13 protein-coding genes are annotated in these 16,601 nt (G+C 38.7%); all 13 read left to right on the top strand.

The window, feature by feature from the left end:
• The first annotated feature begins 12 nt into the window (after nt 1-12).
• The 13 genes from QLS65_RS08005 to QLS65_RS08065 all read left to right on the top strand — a co-directional run bounded on the left by QLS65_RS08005 (nt 13) and on the right by QLS65_RS08065 (nt 16,580).
• Nucleotides 13-351, top strand: coding sequence for a DUF4134 domain-containing protein (locus QLS65_RS08005; protein WP_282716542.1), 339 nt, complete (start codon nt 13-15; stop codon nt 349-351).
• 71 nt (nt 352-422) lie between these two features.
• Nucleotides 423-791 (top strand): DUF1896 family protein, encoded by a 369-nt coding sequence (locus QLS65_RS08010; RefSeq protein WP_282716543.1) that lies wholly within the window; start codon nt 423-425, stop codon nt 789-791.
• Between the two features lie 38 nt (nt 792-829).
• Nucleotides 830-6,412 carry a helicase-related protein gene (locus tag QLS65_RS08015; protein WP_282716544.1) on the top strand — a complete coding sequence of 1,861 codons (5,583 nt, stop codon included), beginning with the start codon at nt 830-832 and terminating at the stop codon, nt 6,410-6,412.
• 10 nt (nt 6,413-6,422) lie between these two features.
• Complete coding sequence (locus QLS65_RS08020; protein ID WP_282716548.1) at nt 6,423-6,740, top strand: DUF4133 domain-containing protein; 318 nt, start codon at nt 6,423-6,425, stop codon at nt 6,738-6,740.
• A gap of 38 nt (nt 6,741-6,778) precedes the next feature.
• The gene (locus QLS65_RS08025) at nt 6,779-9,247 is read left to right on the top strand and encodes a TraG family conjugative transposon ATPase (protein WP_282716550.1); all 2,469 of its coding nucleotides are present in this window, start codon (nt 6,779-6,781) and stop codon (nt 9,245-9,247) included.
• An 11-nt stretch (nt 9,248-9,258) separates the two neighbouring features.
• Nucleotides 9,259-9,957, top strand: coding sequence for a conjugal transfer protein TraI (locus tag QLS65_RS08030; RefSeq protein WP_282716552.1), 699 nt, complete (start codon nt 9,259-9,261; stop codon nt 9,955-9,957).
• A gap of 4 nt (nt 9,958-9,961) precedes the next feature.
• Nucleotides 9,962-10,591, top strand: a complete 630-nt coding sequence (locus QLS65_RS08035; RefSeq protein ID WP_282716554.1) for a hypothetical protein — start codon at nt 9,962-9,964, stop codon at nt 10,589-10,591.
• Complete coding sequence (locus tag QLS65_RS08040) at nt 10,588-11,223, top strand: TerB family tellurite resistance protein (protein ID WP_282716556.1); 636 nt, start codon at nt 10,588-10,590, stop codon at nt 11,221-11,223. Before QLS65_RS08035 ends, QLS65_RS08040 begins: the two co-directional genes overlap by 4 nt.
• A 12-nt stretch (nt 11,224-11,235) precedes the next feature.
• Nucleotides 11,236-12,432, top strand: a complete 1,197-nt coding sequence (gene traJ, locus QLS65_RS08045) for a conjugative transposon protein TraJ (protein WP_282716558.1) — start codon at nt 11,236-11,238, stop codon at nt 12,430-12,432.
• A gap of 31 nt (nt 12,433-12,463) precedes the next feature.
• Nucleotides 12,464-13,072 (top strand): conjugative transposon protein TraK, encoded by a 609-nt coding sequence (gene traK, locus QLS65_RS08050; RefSeq protein ID WP_282717157.1) that lies wholly within the window; start codon nt 12,464-12,466, stop codon nt 13,070-13,072.
• Nucleotides 13,073-13,589: 517 nt separating this feature from the next.
• Nucleotides 13,590-14,891, top strand: coding sequence for a conjugative transposon protein TraM (traM, locus tag QLS65_RS08055; RefSeq protein WP_282716560.1), 1,302 nt, complete (start codon nt 13,590-13,592; stop codon nt 14,889-14,891).
• A gap of 12 nt (nt 14,892-14,903) precedes the next feature.
• Nucleotides 14,904-15,749 carry a conjugative transposon protein TraN gene (gene traN / locus QLS65_RS08060; RefSeq protein WP_282716562.1) on the top strand — a complete coding sequence of 282 codons (846 nt, stop codon included), beginning with the start codon at nt 14,904-14,906 and terminating at the stop codon, nt 15,747-15,749.
• Between the two features lie 27 nt (nt 15,750-15,776).
• Entirely contained in the window at nt 15,777-16,580 is an 804-nt protein-coding gene (locus tag QLS65_RS08065; RefSeq protein ID WP_282716564.1) for a hypothetical protein, read from the top strand.
• Nucleotides 16,581-16,601 lie beyond the last annotated feature (21 nt).

The raw sequence follows: 16,601 nt of genomic DNA on the forward strand, positions 1-16,601 counted from the left end.
AAATAATGTGTCATGAAAAAGTGCAACTGGAATTTTAAAATATTTACTCGACAAAAATTAACTATTACTGCAACTGTCCTTGTATTGCTGGCAATTAATTATCAGATCTATGCTCAAGACGGATTAGCAGGAATCAATGAAGCCAACCAACAGGTTCGAAGTTATTTCGATGCGGGCACGGAATTAATGTACGCTATTGGTGCGCTATTGGGTTTAATAGGTGCTGTCAAAGTATATCAAAAATGGAATGCAGGCGACCCTGATACAGGTAAAGTTGCTGCGGCATGGTTTGGCAGTTGTGTTTTTCTGGTTGTAGTTGCCACAGTAATTAAATCCTTCTTTGGTATTTAAAACAAATCGCTATGGAAGATATACTGAAAGAAAAGTTATGGTTTTATATTATCCATAACAATCCCGACCTGATGTTTACGCTACAGGAAGAGTACAATGTATTGGGTTATCTCAATGAAAAAGTAAATGGTGTAAAATCCATATTGGAGGATATGTTATCTGAAGGTACACCCCAATATATCATAGAAGAAATTTGCCTCAATATACTTACCGAAGATCTGAAGCCTTCACGATTTATATATATCCGCTCCCTATTGGCTGAGGAGTTTGAGAAAACCTATACCACTTTTCATGAATCAGGCATCCTCACTTATGAGGTAATCAATCTTATGGAAAGCTGTAAGGAAGTTTTTGAAACTATTGGTTTTACAAATGAAAATGAAGAAGATCCTACTTTGAGGAATGCCCTTATTGGTCAGATTGCTGACTATCTAAGTTGAGCTATTTATGGAATTGCACAGTATGAAAATAAGTGATTATGGCTTACAATCTATCCCAAAAACTAAATGCCAATATTAAGGCGATAATCTTTGCAATGCAATGGCAGCAAGACGATGTCTTGACAGAAGATGTTGTAGCAGCACTAAAGGAGTATGCTGGCTTTGGAGGTATCAAGGCTGTGTTATATCCATATGGCACTACCGAAGACTGGTTAAAGTCCGGAGCAACTATAGAAGACCTGAAGCTGTATCCAGAGATGATGCGCCTACATGAATTGTTGCAGGCACACTACTCTGAAAATGAATACAATACGGTTGTTTCATCGCTTCGCAATAGTGTACTTACTGCCTTTTATACACCAGAAATTGTTCCCAGAACATTGTACAATACTTTAAAAAGACAAGGCATTGCTCCTAAAAGATTATACGAACCATCGGCGGGTTCAGGGATTTTTATCACAGAAGCAGAAAAAGTATTCCCGAAGTTGGAACAAATTACCGCTGTTGAAAAAGATAAGCTTAGCGGACTAGTGCTTTCGGCATTAAACAGTACGCTGGTAACAAACACTACCACGAATATTACAGGATTGGAGGAAACCCCAACAAATGATAATGGCAGCTATGATCTTGTGGTCAGCAATATTCCTTTTGGCAATTTTTCAGTTTATGACCAGGCTTATCCTGATAAAGCAATTTCAGGGAAAATCCACAATTATTTTTTTGCAAAAGGACTGGACAAACTAGCGGATGGCGGCTTAATGGCGTATATCACTACGGATGGTTTTTTGAATAGTTCTTCGAATCAGACTGTACGTGAATACCTTTTTCAAAATGCAGATTTTGTGAGTCTGGCTGTTATGCCTGATAACCTGATGAAGGAAACAGGTAATACGGAAGCTCCTAATCATTTGCTTATTGTGCAAAAAAACGAGTACAAGGAAACGTTATCTGACAATGAAACTGACCTGTTGCAAACTGTTGGTATGGAAAACGAGTTTGGAAAATACAGTATTAATAAATACCTGTACCATCGACCGGAACTACTAATTGGGAATGAAGTACAAGCTGGTAAAAACCAATATGGACAAGCACATCAAAGGGTATGGCAAAGTGGCGATATCAATTCAATTGAAGACAGGCTTGCCCAAACAATCACTGATGGATTAAAAGAGAATTTTAACAAGGAACGTTTTGAACAGGCACAACAAGCGAGTATTGTTCAGCAACCCGAAGTACTAGGACAAAAATTTACCTACTTGACAATGCCGGAAAGCAAGGCAAGCGGAATTTCTGTTCAGCTAGGATTGTTTGACACCGTGCCAGCGGAGAATATCAATCGTGCGATGGATTACATCAATCCATTGGATGAAACGGTAATTGACAAAAAAACAGCAAGAATATTAAGCACCATCCGCACAACAGATAATCCCTCTCATGAAAATGTCGTGCTTATCACCGCCAAACAGATTAGGGCCAATCGATATCTGTATAAGTTATATTCCAATGTAAAGGAAATTGATGGTTTTTCAGCCAATTGGATGAATGGCGGATTATTACCACATGAACTATTGGCTTTATCCAATATCCTTCAACAATATGAGCATGGGTATGTTTATGAAGGAGATAAAACCCTTGAATCCGCTTTTAACCTTGAAAGACAGCTTTATGAAGAAGTTACCGCCTTCAAATCCTTCTATAAAGAAGGAACACTGGTTCGGCTAGGAGAAGCAATTGGAACGATCAATGATATAAATAACGAACATAAACAGGCTTTTTTCCAGCCATTACTGTTGCAAGGGAATCTGAAATTTTACGATTCCTATATTGTTATTAGGGATAATTACTTGGAACTGTTTGAAAAAGAACAATCAGATGAAGCCGCCAGTGATGAAGTGCGAAAAAATCTGGACATGCATTACACAAAATTTGTTTCTCACTATGGCATTCTTAACAGTGCTGAGAATCGCAGGTTAATTATGCAGGATTCGGCTTTTGGGTTCACGGTACTTTCTTCGCTGGAACGCAAGGAAGGCGAACGGTATGTGAAGTCCGATATTTTGAGCGAGTCCATAGTAAAACAACAAGAACGGTACTTTACGGATGATCCAATAGAGGCACTTGCACGAAGCCTGAACGAAAAAGGAAATGTAGATTTAGGATTTATAACCGCTGCAACTGGACTTGAAGAAAATGAGGCGATAGAAAGCTTGAACCATCATATTTATCTAAACCCTATCCGTCAGGATTGGGAGACTTCAGACCTGTATCTAAGTGGTAATGTTGTGAAAAAGTTGCAACAGGCTAAACAGGCGGTACAGCAATATCCTGAAAATATCCAATATTATAAAGGAATGCAGGCACTGGAAAAGGTACAGCCAGAGCGCATACTTTTTGAATTACTCGACTTTAACCTTGGTGAACGATGGATACCTATCAATTACTATGAGAATTTTGCCAGGCAATTGTTTGAACAGTCAACTGAAATTAATTACTTCCCATCACTGGATACCTTTAAGGTCAGTACGGGACATAATACCAAAATTGACAGGGAATTTGCGGTAACGCCCAAAAGTGGAAGAACAACCTATGGCTATACGATATTGGAACATGCGCTGGAAAATACCACTCCATTTTTCACCTATGAAATAGACGGACCTGGAGGTAAACCAATACGGTTACCTGACAATGAAGCCATACAATTGGCACATCAAAAAATTGAGAACATCCGTAATGGCTTTATTGAATGGCTTCAGGAATTGCCACAGAGCGATAAGAAGGAATTGGAAAACCTGTATAACGAAACATTCAACTGTTATGTGTTACGCGAGTATGACGGAAGTCATCTCAGCTTTCCGGGGTTGGATAAAAAAGCTCTTGAAATTGAGGATTTGTATAGTTCGCAGAAAAACGCCGCATGGCGTATTATTCAAAACCGAGGTGCTTTAATTGACCATGAGGTTGGACTCGGTAAAACACTTACCATGATTGTTGCAGCCAATGAAATGAAGCGCTTAGGAATCATACACAAACCAGCAATACTGGCGCTACATGCAAATGTAGATCAAATTGCAACGACCTATCGCAAGGCCTATCCCAATGCCCGAATTTTAGCTCCGGGTGAAAATGATTTTACACCAGCCAAAAGAGTAAGGCTGTTCCATGAAATCAAAAATAACAATTGGGATTGCATCATTTTGACACACGACCAGTTTGGAAAAATACCGCAATCACCTGAAATCCAAAAAGAGATATTCCAAAATGAACTCGATAATGTGGAACGTGATTTGGATACAGCAAAAGATTTGGGAGGTGATATTTCCAAGAAAATACTCAAAGGGCTTGAAATACGCAAAAATAACCTGGATGGTAAGCTCAAAGGTTTATTAAACGATATTGAAGAAAAGAAAGATAGTGGTATCAATTTCAAGGAAATGGGCATTGACCATTTGTTTGTGGATGAATCGCACAAGTTCAAGAATCTGACCTTTACGACCCGTCATGACCGTGTAGCAGGCATTGGAAATATGCAAGGAAGTCAAAAAGCGCTTAATATGCTTTTTGCTGTCCGTTCGCTTCAGGAAAAATTTGATTCGGATTTGTGTGTGACCTTTCTTTCCGGCACACCTATCTCCAACAGCCTAACGGAGATGTATCTGCTTTTTAAATACCTGCGCCCGAAAGAAATGGAACGTCAGCATATTGAAAACTTTGATGGATGGGCATCAGTTTTTGCAAGAAAAACAACTGATTTTGAATTTTCTGTTACCAATGAAATCATCGCCAAAGAGCGTTTCCGTCATTTTATTAAAGTCCCGGAATTGGCATTGTTCTATAATGAAATTACGGACTATAAAACGGCTAGGCATATTGATCTGGACAAACCGGAAATTGATGAACAGCTTGTCAATATCAGCCCAACACCTGAACAAAGTGAGTTCATTACACAGTTAATGCAGTTTGCAAAAACGGGTGATGCGACACTTATTGGAAGAGCACCCCTTAGCAAGGAGGAAGCTAGAGGAAGGATGCTAATTGCAACGAATTACGCTAAAAAGATGGCTGCCGATATGCGCTTGATAGATGAAGGGTATGGCGATCATCCCAACAATAAAGTCAATACCTGTGCTCGAAATGTGGCTGAAATTTATAATGATTCAACCAAACATAAAGGTACTCAGATTGTTTTTTCGGATATCGGAACACCCAAGCCAGACGCTTTCAATATGTACGATGCCCTTAAAGAAAAACTAGTTACGGATTTTAATATACCAGCCCATGAAATTACCTATATCCACGACTGGACGGATAAAAAAAAGGCACAACTATTTCACAAAATGAACACCGGCGAAATACGTGTTCTTTTGGGGAGCACCGAAAAAGCAGGGACTGGACTAAATGTGCAAAAACGTGTTGTGGCGATGCATCATTTGGATATTCCTTGGAGACCATCGGATTTAGGGCAACGTAATGGACGAGGAGGCAGACAGGGAAATGAAGTTGCCAAACAACATTACGAGAATAAAGTGAAGAATTTTATATATGCTACGGAGCAGTCGCTGGATAATTACAAATTCAATCTATTGAAGAACAAACAGACTTTCATCAGCCAGATGAAAAACTGTGAACTGAATGTCAGGTCAATTGATGAAGGTTCTATGGATGAGAAAAGCGGAATGAACTTTTCGGAATATATCGCAGTATTGTCGGGTGATACCTCTTTATTAGAAAAATCAAAACTCGAAAAAAAAGTAGCTGTGATGGAAAGCCTTAAAAAAGCACATTACAAGGAAATTTCGAGGACCAAGTATCAGATTGAATATCTGCTGGAAGAAAAAGTGGTCACATCCAAAACATTGGGTAAGCTTACTGTCGATAATGTCTTTTACAAAAAGAACCCGAAGTACGAAAGTGATGGGACAAGGGCAAATCCCATACAATTGCATGATTTTAAAACGCAAGATTCCGAAAGTATCGGTAAGCAGATTATTGATCTCTATAAAAATTGGAAACCTCCAGATGGAGAAAGCGAAGCGAAACAAATTGGTAAGCTGTATGATTTTGGACTGTACATAAAAAGGGAACGCGAAGCCTACCAGAGTGATGGCCTGTACCAATACCGCTACTCCAACAGCTTTTATGCGCAACGTTCGGATGAAGGCATTAAATATACTTTCAATGGAGGAACTCCTAATGTGGACAATCCAAAATTGGCAGTGCGTCATTTCCTAAATGCAATTGACCGGGTAGAGCACCTCAAGGAAAAGTACCAAAAATCCCTGAATGATATTGAAAATCAGTTACCAGAATTACAACAATTAACTGCAAAACCCTTTAGCAAGGAGCATGAATTGCAACAAATGAAAAGTGAACTATCTGGTCTTGAAAGGGAAATAGCATTGAAAATTCAAGAGAACCAATTAAAGCAAGATAATCCGCAAGATGCCAGTATCAATGGAGAAACAGCAGAATCTAATGAGGTCTCAGTGATTCAGTTACCTATAGAGAGCAGTGAGGAGCGTACAGAAAAATCAGAGCGTTTTTCAACTGTAGAAAGTGACAACGATAAATGGCAACAACAATCCTTTGCCGAAATGAGACGAAGTAACAGGATGAAATTTTAAAACAAATACCATGACAAATAGTGTATATCAAATCAACAAAGGAATTAACCAAAGTATTGAATTTAAAGGGTTAAAAGCACAATACATATGGTATTTGGGTGGAGGTGTCATTGTTCTTATGATTCTGTTTGCTGCAATATACATTGCAGGATTGCCCTCAATAGTCTGTGTAGGGATTATTGGCGTTTCAGGGGCGCTATGGGTTTTAAAAATATACAAGATGAGCCAGAAATACGGCGAACATGGTATGATGAAAGCTTTAGCAAAACGACAGGTTCCTAAAGCGATCAAGTTCCAAAGCAGGAAAATTTTCAAAATGCAAAAATAGTATTTTGTTAAAATTACTAACAGGTAATAAAAATGAAGATGGAAAAGATGATAGATGATATTTTACCGATTATGGATGTTGAGCATGACTGCATCCTGTCCAAACAGGGTGACGTGACCGTAGTATTCAAGGCAGAGCTGCCTGAGATATTTACCTTGTCGGATCAGGAATATGAAGCATTCCACCAAACTTTGCTTAAGGCAATAAAATTACTTCCTAAGTTCAGTGTATTCCATAAACAGGATTGGTTTATCGACAGCAAGTTTCAACCGGACTTTACCAATGAGGATAATAGTTTCTTGACCCGTAGCAGTGAGCGTTTTTTTAATGAACGTCCCTTTCTGGATCATTCGTGCTACATTTTCCTGACCAAAAAACCGGCAGGAAGAAAAACATCAAGTTCTTTGTTTTCTAATTTACTTAGGAGTTCAATAGTTCCGGAAGAAACATTAAAAGCGCAACTACGTCAGGAATTTATTGACAGTACCGGACAATTTGCAAGAATCTTAGAAGACAGTGGTTTTGTAAAATTGACACGCCTTGGCAATGATGAACTGCGAAGCCACAGCAGAAAGATTGGGATTATAGAACGGTACTGTTTTCTTTCTGAAAAAGATAATTCTTTTGTCTTCAAAGATATCGCTTTCAATGATGGCCTACAGGTTGGCGACAAACATTGCCAAATTTATACACTGGGTGATGCAGCTGACTTGCCTGCACTTTGCGGTTCCAGAATTAATTATGACCGGTATTCCACGGATAAGACCAAGTTTAGTATTGGATTTGCCTCAACGCTGGGTCAATTGCTTTCCTGTAATCATATTTACAACCAGTATATTTTCATAGAGGATTTCCAAAAAACGTTGCAAAAACTAGAAAGCAAAAGATTGCGATTACAATCCTTATCGGCGTACAGCAGGGAGAACCTGATTGCACGTGATGCCACCAATGATTTTCTTAATGAAGCTATTAGCCAGCAACGATTGCCTGTCAAAGCCCATTTTAATGTATTGGTTTGGACTGACGATAAAGAAGAGCTGAAAGACCTGAAAAACAAAGTCTCTTCTGCGCTGGCACAAATGGATGCGGCCGCTAAACAGGAAACTGTAGGTGCTGCACAAATTTTTTGGGCGGGCATTCCAGGAAACTCGGCAGACTTTCCAATGAATGACACCTTTGATACGTTCGCAGAACAAGCCACCTGCTTTCTGAATTTAGAAACGGGTTATCGTTCTTCCCTTAGTCCAATTGGAATCCGCCTGGGAGACCGTTTGACGGGGAAACCAGTTCATGTGGACATCAGTGACGAGCCTATTAATATGGGTATCTGTACCAATCGAAACAAATTTATACTGGGCCCTTCGGGTAGCGGAAAGTCTTTTTTTACCAACCATATGGTCAGAAGCTACTATGAGCAGGGAACCCATATTGTTCTTGTCGATGTTGGACATAGTTACAAAGGATTGTGCGATATGGTTGGTGGTTATTATTTTACCTATGATGAAAAAAATCCAATCCGATTCAATCCATTCTATATCAGTGAGGGCGATAATTTGGATACAGAGAAAAAAGAAAGTATCAAAACATTACTGTTGGCTCTATGGAAAAAGGACAATGAAACATTCAACAGAAGTGAATATGTGGCATTATCCAATGCATTGCAACTCTACTATGAAAAACTCGATGCCAATCTCGATTTGTTTCCTTGCTTCAATACTTTTTACGATTTTTTGAAAGGCGATTTTGTAAAAATATTGGAAGGAGACAAGGTGAAGGAAAAGGATTTTGACGTGAATAATTTTCTGTATGTACTTCGTCCTTATTATCAGGGAGGCGAATTTGATTACCTGCTCAATGCTACCGAAAATCTGGAACTATTAAAAGAACGCTTTATCGTTTTTGAGTTGGATAATATCAAGGATCATCCGATACTTTTCCCTGTAGTGACCATTATCATTATGGAAGTATTCATCAGTAAGATGCGCAAGCTAAAAGGCATTCGTAAAATGATTCTTATTGAAGAAGCTTGGAAGACTATTGCTAAGGAAGGTATGGCAGAATATATAAAGTATTTATTTAAGACAGTAAGAAAGTTTTTTGGAGAAGCTATTGTAGTAACTCAAGAAGTGGAAGATATCATTTCATCCCCTGTAGTGAAGCAGGCCATCATCAATAATAGCGATTGTAAAATATTGCTAGATCAGAGCAAATACCAAAATAAGTTCGAGCAAATCCAGGAACTGCTTGGACTTACAGAAAAGGAAAAAGCACTGGTGCTTTCGGTAAACAAAGCCAATGATCCCGATAAAAAATACAAAGAAGTATTTATTTCCTTGGGTGGAATGCAATCTAAAGTATACCGCACTGAAGTATCCCTTGAAGAATACCTCGCCTACACCACCGAAGAAACCGAAAAAGTAAAAGTGCAAGCCTATACCAAGAGATTTGACGGTGATATCAGAAAGGGAATTGCAGCACTGGCAATCGATATGAGAAATGGAAACTAAATTATAACATTATGAAAGCAAAAAAGAAAATTATGATTTTCCTGTTCTGTCTGTTACTAGTGGGCACTCCGGTACGGCCGGCGGAAACAGTTGTTGTCATTCCAATCGCATTGATTAAGGAGGCGATAAAGAAAGTTATTAAGGCGATTGACCTTAGGATACAAAAACTGCAAAACAAAACGATCTGGCTACAAAATGCGCAGAAGAAATTAGAAAACACCTTATCCAAAATTAAACTTGATGAGATTTCTGATTGGACAAAGAAGCAAAAAGACCTGTACAAAAATTACTATGATGAACTGATGAAGGTCAAATCAATCATTACCTATTACCAGCGTATTAGGGACATCACACAAAAGCAGGTACGTCTTGTGGATGAGTACGAAAGGGCTTGGAACCTGTTCCAGCAAGACAATCATTTTAATGTGGACGAATTGGTCTATATGCAAAAAGTATACTCAGGCATATTGAATGAAAGCATGAAAAATATTGACCAGATCTTTTTAATCCTTGATTCATTTAGCACACAGATGAGCGATGCCAAAAGACTTCAAATCATCAATGCCGCAGCGGATCATATTGATGCCAACTACGATGATCTTATGTTGTTCAATAGGCAAAATGTACTCTTAAGCTTGCAGAGAGCGAAAACAAAAAATGACGTGGATGCTGTTAAGAAATTTTACGGAATTCCATTCTTAAAACCTTAAAATCATGAGAAAAATAGTTTTATTCCTGCTCTTTGCAGGATTCTTAAATGGAAATATTTATGGGCAAGCAAAACAAGCAGAAGTACTCCTGAAACAAATCGCAGCCCTTCAAATCTACATAGGCTATGCCCAAAAAGGGTATTCCGTTGCTAAAAAAGGACTCAATACCATAGGAGATTTCAAACGTGGAGAATTTAATCTTCAAACTGATTATTTCAATTCGCTCAAAACAGTTAACCCGAAAATAAAAAAGTATGCAAGGGTTGCTGAAATTATATCCCTTCAGGTAAAGATTATAAAAAGTTACGGTACCATTTACGGACAAATCCAACAAGATGATTTATTCCACGGGGATGAAGTGGATTATATTAAACGGGTATTCGATCGTCTAATTGAAAATTGTGACGACAATTTAGAGGAACTCATCACAATTGTAACAGACGGGCAGCTCGAAATGAAAGATGATGAGCGAATGAAACGAATCGATGCAATCTATCAGAACATGCTGGAAAACCACACTTTTTGTGAGAGTTTCAGTAATCAAACCAGATTGATGTCCCTCTCAAGGACTAAGGATACTAAAGAGGTAAAAACTAGCCGTGCCTTGCGTGGCATTAACACCGATTTACCATGAAAAAAACACTAATTATAGGAATTGTGCTTGTCGGTTTATTGTTACCGTCGAAGGTAATAGCCCAAGCACAGGAAATGCAGCAATTGATTTTAAACATAGAAAAGCTTGCCCAATTCAGGCAGATTCTCAAGGATATGAAAAAGGGCTATGAAATTCTTAATGGCGGTTATAATACGGTAAAAAAAATATCTCAGGGAAATTTTAGCCTTCATGAAACATTCCTTGATGCACTCATGCAGGTAAGTCCAACGATTCGAAATTACAGACGTGTTGGTGATATCGTCAACTATCAGGTGCTTTTGGTAAAGGAATACAAGGCTGCGTTTAACCGTTTCAAAAACAGTGGGAATTTCAATCCCGATGAGATTGCCTATCTCGAAAAGGTCTACAATAATCTTTTTAAGCAGAGCCTTAGAAATATTGACGAGCTCACCTCTGTCATTACCGCTAACAGAATGCGAATGTCCGATGATGAACGACTGGTAGCTATTGATAAAATTTATGCTGATATGCAGGATAAGCTTTTGTTTCTGCGAAGCTTCAACAACAACACTTCAGTACTGGCGATACAGCGTGCAAAAGAGCGTAATGATGTGAATGCGATGCGTAGCATCTACAAGGTAAATAACTAAATACTCACTAACATGGTAAAGATAAATAAGGGGGCATTATTTGCTATCCTAGGAATAGCATTGCCTTTTAAGAGCCAGGCACAAGGGATGGCAGACGATATGAACAGTCTGCATGGTGTATTGGAACAATTGTATGACGAGATGATGCCTTTATGTAGCAACCTTTTGGGAGTTGGACAGGGAATCGCTGGCTTTGCGGCCATCTGGTATATTGCCTCCAGGGTTTGGAGGCATATCGCCAGTGCGGAACCGATAGACTTTTATCCCCTTTTCCGTCCATTTGTTATCGGATTCTGCATTATGATTTTTCCTTCGGTTTTGTACATGATCAATGGCGTGATGAAACCTACCGTTACAGCAACTGCCGCAATGGTAGAGGGATCGAACAAAGCTATTGAAGTATTACTTCAACAAAAAGAAAATGCGCTAAAAAGTACCGATCCTTGGCAGATGTATATTGGGGCTGATGGAAGCGGTGATCGTGACCGATGGTACAAGTATACTCATGATGATGCCGATCCTCAAGGGGAAGGAGCATTTTCCAGCATTGGGAATGACATCAAGTTTGCCATGTCCAAGGCATCTTATAATTTTCGCAACTCTGTAAAAGAATGGATGAGCGAAGTATTACGCATGCTTTTTGAAGCCGCCTCGCTTTGTATTGATACGCTTCGGACTTTTCAATTAGTAGTGCTATCTGTTTTAGGACCGCTCGTTTTCGGTATATCGGTCTTCGATGGTTTCCAACATACGCTGACCGTCTGGCTGGCACGCTACATCAATATCTACTTATGGCTTCCTGTCGCCAATATTTTTGGCAGTATCATCGGCAAGATACAGGAGAACATGTTAAAGATTGACATAGCACAGGCCAATGATTATGGGGATACCTTCTTTAGCAGGACGGATATAGCGTATCTGGTATTTATGATTATCGGCATTGTGGGCTATTTTACTGTTCCCTCAGTTGCTAATTACATTGTTCACGCAGGCGGTGGCGGGGCTTTAGGTCAAAAAGTGACCAGTATCTTCAGCAACTCCACAAATTCAGCGGTTAACACCGCATCTGCTGGTGCAGGAATGGTAGTTGATGCGATGGGCAATGCCGCTGGACGCATGTCCCAAAGTATGTCTGGTTCAGGTGCTTCGGCTCCTTACTTCAAGGATAAGGACAGCTACATGGGCGATAAGTTAAAAGGCAATTCATAATCCTTAAAAAGAAAATATCATGTTTAGCAAAATGAAAAATATTGACACCGCCTTTCGGCATGTTCGCGGCTTTACCATGTTAGTGGTAGCTGGTTGTATCGTAATCTGCTGCTTCGCCCTTTACAAGAGTTTCAGTTTAGTATCGCAAATGCAGGATAAGGTCTATATACTGGCTAATGGAAAAGCGCTGGAAGCCTATGCTTCGGACAGGAAAGATAATATACCCGTTGAAGCACGAGATCATGTAAAGACCTTTCATAAGTTATTCTTTACCCTTGATCCGGACGATAAAGTAATCAAAAGTAACGTAACCAAGGCACTTTATCTTGCTGATGACAGTGCCAAACGGATATACGATGATTTAAAGGAAAATGGGTATTACTCTGGTATCATATCAGGTAATATCAGCCAGACCATACAGGTGGACAGCATAACAATTGACATCAATACCTATCCCTATCAATTCCGCTGTTATGCTATTCAAAATATTACCAGAACTACCAGCATTGCACATCGAAACTTGATAACGGAAGGCAATCTTCGCAATGTATCGCGTAGTGATAACAATCCACATGGATTTTTGATCGAACGGTGGAACACAATCGAGAATCGTGATTTAAGTACCGAAAACAGAAAATAATAAAACTACAAATCATGAAATTCACTTTTAAAAAAAAACACTAAAAATTGTCCTGCTGAGGCTTATAGTTTCAGGATCAGTTTATTACAAAGGTTTGATGAAGCGAATCTACGGTTACAATATAAATGTGCCAACTGGTTAGAGCGTAAGACAGCACATTTATCACGTAAAAGTTGGATTATTCTCCTGTTCTGTTTTACAGTGTTTACAGGCGGTTGTAGCATTTACCTGATTGTGAATAGCTTTTCAGGAAATACAACTAAAAGCATAACTATAACCCCGATTACCAGACCAATCAATGCGGTACCATTTAAAGAAAAATCCATCCAGCTAAATGTTGCCATCAATACAACCGAATTTGAAAAAATTGTTCGCTTTCACAGGTATATGGATAGCCTGAGCCGCAGTCCCACAGGGAAAAAACGGCATGACAGTATTCTGCACTATCGCCCCGGACTTCTGGACAGTATCATCATAGTAGAACATTATTATCACTCACAATTTAAAAATTAATATCATGGAACAAAAAACAAAATCATTAAAAATGTTAAGACAGCGCAAGCTGCTAGTTGTATTACCGCTACTGGTTCTCCCGTTTGTAACCATTATGTTCTGGGCATTGGATGGTGGAAAAATGGAGGCTGTAAATTCCCTAGCAGTAGAAAAAAAGGGTTTTAATATAAAGCTACCGGACGCGAATCTGAAAGAAGGACTCCCATTGGATAAGATGAATTATTATGATCAGGCTGCCCTTGACTCTATAAAGCTTGATGAACTCATCAAAAAAGACCCCAATTATTTGAGCCAATCATTTCAGATTGATTCTACAGAAGGTCTCAGTGACGTTACTTCTAGAAAAGGAAATACAGGTTTAAATACATCGGTGCATCGTGACCCGAAAGAAGAAAAAGTACGTAAAAAATTGGAAGCATTGCAGAAGGCGATAAATACGCCTGCACCTCCTCCAGCACAAAATCGGGATTTTGATAAATATGCAAAATCAAATGAAACTTCGATGCATTCCAATGATGTTGACAGGCTCGAACAAATGATGCATTCCATGAACGGTAAAATTGATGATCATGATCCTGAACTGCAACAGCTCAGCGGAATGTTGGAAAACATCCTTAATATTCAACATCCTGACAGGATGCAGGAGAAATTGAGAAAAGCCTCGAAACAACAACGAGGACAGGTATTTGCCATTGCTACTAGAACGCATGAAGACAATATTTCTTCCTTGCAAAGTGCTCCCGTCAATACTACTGCCTCTCCTGGACAATCCGGACACAATGGATTCTATTCTTTAGATGAACCGGAAAGTCCTGACTATGCACAAAATTCCGTAGAAGCTGTCATCCATGAAACCCAGACTATAGTAAATGGTTCAACAGTTAAGTTGCGACTTTCTACTGATGTTTTTATAAATGGAATAAAAATTCCAAAGGACAATTTTATTTTTGGCACAGCTTCTCTAAAAGGAGAAAGACTGGCAATTACCATAAACAGCCTAAGATACAACAACTCCCTATTTCCTGTTGACTTGTCTGTATATGATATAGATGGACTCAGTGGGATCTATATTCCAGGCGCCATCAACCGTGATGTGGCCAAAGCATCTGCTGACCGTTCTATGCAAACGCTCGGTGTTGCAAGCCTTGATGATTCTTGGGGAGCGCAGGCGGCGGGAGCTGGAATTGAGGCCGCTAAAAGCCTTCTCGGTAAAAAAGTAAAACTAGTCAAAGTGGTTGTAAAGGCGGGCTATATGGTGCTGCTTCGTGATGAAAATCAGAAACAAAAAGATTCAATTAAAAACTAAAAATTATTAACTATGAAAAATTTTAATCTATTGGTGATGGGGTTTCTACTACTTCTTACCATCAGTGCATTTGCACAACAAACAGACAAAAACCGTTTATCTAAAATTGAGCCTGATTCTTTAACAATAGCCTATTCAAAAACGACCAATATCGTATTTCCTTATGCTATTAAAAGTGTTGATAGGGGAAGTCAGGATATACTAGTGCAGAAAGCGAAAGGTCTTGAAAATATGCTGATGATTAAGGCAGCCCAAAAAGGTTTTTCTCAGACCAACCTTACGGTGGTCACTGCCGATGGTAAATTATATTCTTTTGTGCTAAACTATGATGAGAACTCGCCACAATTGAATCTCACCGTGCATAAGATCAAACCGGAAGGTCAGGAAATTTATTTTTCGTCTGAAACTAGAAACGAAGAGGATGTTCAAGAGTATTCCAAATTAGCTTTTTACGATAAGAAAAAAGTACGAGGTGAAAAGGAAAGGAACTATGATATTGATTTTCAACTCAGCGGAATTTTTATTCGTGATGATGTCATGTATTACAGGATAAAAGTGACCAACAATTCTAAAATTAATTATGATGTTGACCAGCTTCGATTTTTTATTCGTGATACTAAAAAAGTGAAACGAACTGCTTCACAGGAAATCGAAATTACACCAATCTACATTCTAAATAATGTAGCTAAAATTGACGAGGAAGCGGAAAACACATTTGTATTTGCTCTTGCAAAATTTACAATTCCGGAAAAAAAATACCTAGCCATCCAGCTAATGGAAAAAAATGGTGGCAGACATGTGGAACTACATGTGAAAAACAAGAAACTAGCAAAGGTGACCGTGTTACCCAAACTATAAATTATTAATCATTTAAAGAATTTAGTCATGAACGAGAAAAATTTTGAATACTTAAAAGACCAGGTTAAGTATACCGGTTTCGGTGAAGGACTGGAAAGTGAATTAAAAGCAAATTTGCAAAAAGAGGAACCAAATTTCACCTTAAGCCACAATGCACAATACGGCAACAATACTGCTATGGCTACTTTGAATTTTAAAAAATCCGATCAAAGCGATATGTATTTTTTTAATTCCTACAAGGTGGAATTACAAAAGGAGAATTCCAAGGAAGCTCTGGTACAAACCTTCTATATCAATAAAGGCAGTAACATTACAATGAAAGAGGCTTTTAATCTTATGGAGGGAAGATCCGTAAACAAAGACCTTACCAATAAAGAAGGAGAAATATACAACGCTTGGGTGCAGATGGATTTTAAACAAGCTGATACTAATGGAAACTTTAAGTTAAACCAATACCATCAAAATTACGGTTATGATCTTGAGGCAACATTGGCTAAACATCCAATAAAGGAACTGGAAAATTCTAAGTATAAAGAGGATCTGATGGATTCCATGAAAAAAGGAAATCTGCAATCCGCTACTTTCCTAAAAGAAGGCAATGAGGTCAAACAATATATTGAGGCCAGTCCACAATTTAAAACTCTCAATGTGTATGACGGTAATATGCAACGAATTGACAACCGTCATTCCAAAGAGGAAAAGCAGTCCGAAGTCGAAAAAGCTTCGGTTAAACAGGATAGTAAAAAGCAAAGCCTTAGTGTTGACGACGATGGGCCAGAAGTACCAAAGGAAGCTAAGAAAAAAAGGAAAAGCCAGTCTAATTCCATGTAGCAAAAAGGTTGATAAACAAAC

Origin of the sequence: Flavobacterium algoritolerans (assembly GCF_030010385.1) — a bacterium.
GTDB classification, from domain to species: domain Bacteria; phylum Bacteroidota; class Bacteroidia; order Flavobacteriales; family Flavobacteriaceae; genus Flavobacterium; species Flavobacterium algoritolerans.

Excerpts from the sequence above, each read along its gene's own strand:
- traN (WP_282716562.1), top strand. The coding sequence starts at position 14,904 with ATGAAAAATTTTAATCTATTGGTGATGGGGTTTCTACTACTTCTTACC.
- QLS65_RS08040 (WP_282716556.1), top strand. The coding sequence starts at position 10,588 with ATGAAAAAAACACTAATTATAGGAATTGTGCTTGTCGGTTTATTGTTA.
- traJ (WP_282716558.1), top strand. The coding sequence starts at position 11,236 with ATGGTAAAGATAAATAAGGGGGCATTATTTGCTATCCTAGGAATAGCA.
- traK (WP_282717157.1), top strand. The coding sequence starts at position 12,464 with ATGAAAAATATTGACACCGCCTTTCGGCATGTTCGCGGCTTTACCATG.
- QLS65_RS08065 (WP_282716564.1), top strand. The coding sequence starts at position 15,777 with ATGAACGAGAAAAATTTTGAATACTTAAAAGACCAGGTTAAGTATACC.
- QLS65_RS08015 (WP_282716544.1), top strand. The coding sequence starts at position 830 with ATGGCTTACAATCTATCCCAAAAACTAAATGCCAATATTAAGGCGATA.
- QLS65_RS08025 (WP_282716550.1), top strand. The coding sequence starts at position 6,779 with ATGGAAAAGATGATAGATGATATTTTACCGATTATGGATGTTGAGCAT.
- QLS65_RS08020 (WP_282716548.1), top strand. The coding sequence starts at position 6,423 with ATGACAAATAGTGTATATCAAATCAACAAAGGAATTAACCAAAGTATT.
- QLS65_RS08010 (WP_282716543.1), top strand. The coding sequence starts at position 423 with ATGTTTACGCTACAGGAAGAGTACAATGTATTGGGTTATCTCAATGAA.
- traM (WP_282716560.1), top strand. The coding sequence starts at position 13,590 with ATGGAACAAAAAACAAAATCATTAAAAATGTTAAGACAGCGCAAGCTG.
- QLS65_RS08030 (WP_282716552.1), top strand. The coding sequence starts at position 9,259 with ATGAAAGCAAAAAAGAAAATTATGATTTTCCTGTTCTGTCTGTTACTA.
- QLS65_RS08035 (WP_282716554.1), top strand. The coding sequence starts at position 9,962 with ATGAGAAAAATAGTTTTATTCCTGCTCTTTGCAGGATTCTTAAATGGA.
- QLS65_RS08005 (WP_282716542.1), top strand. The coding sequence starts at position 13 with ATGAAAAAGTGCAACTGGAATTTTAAAATATTTACTCGACAAAAATTA.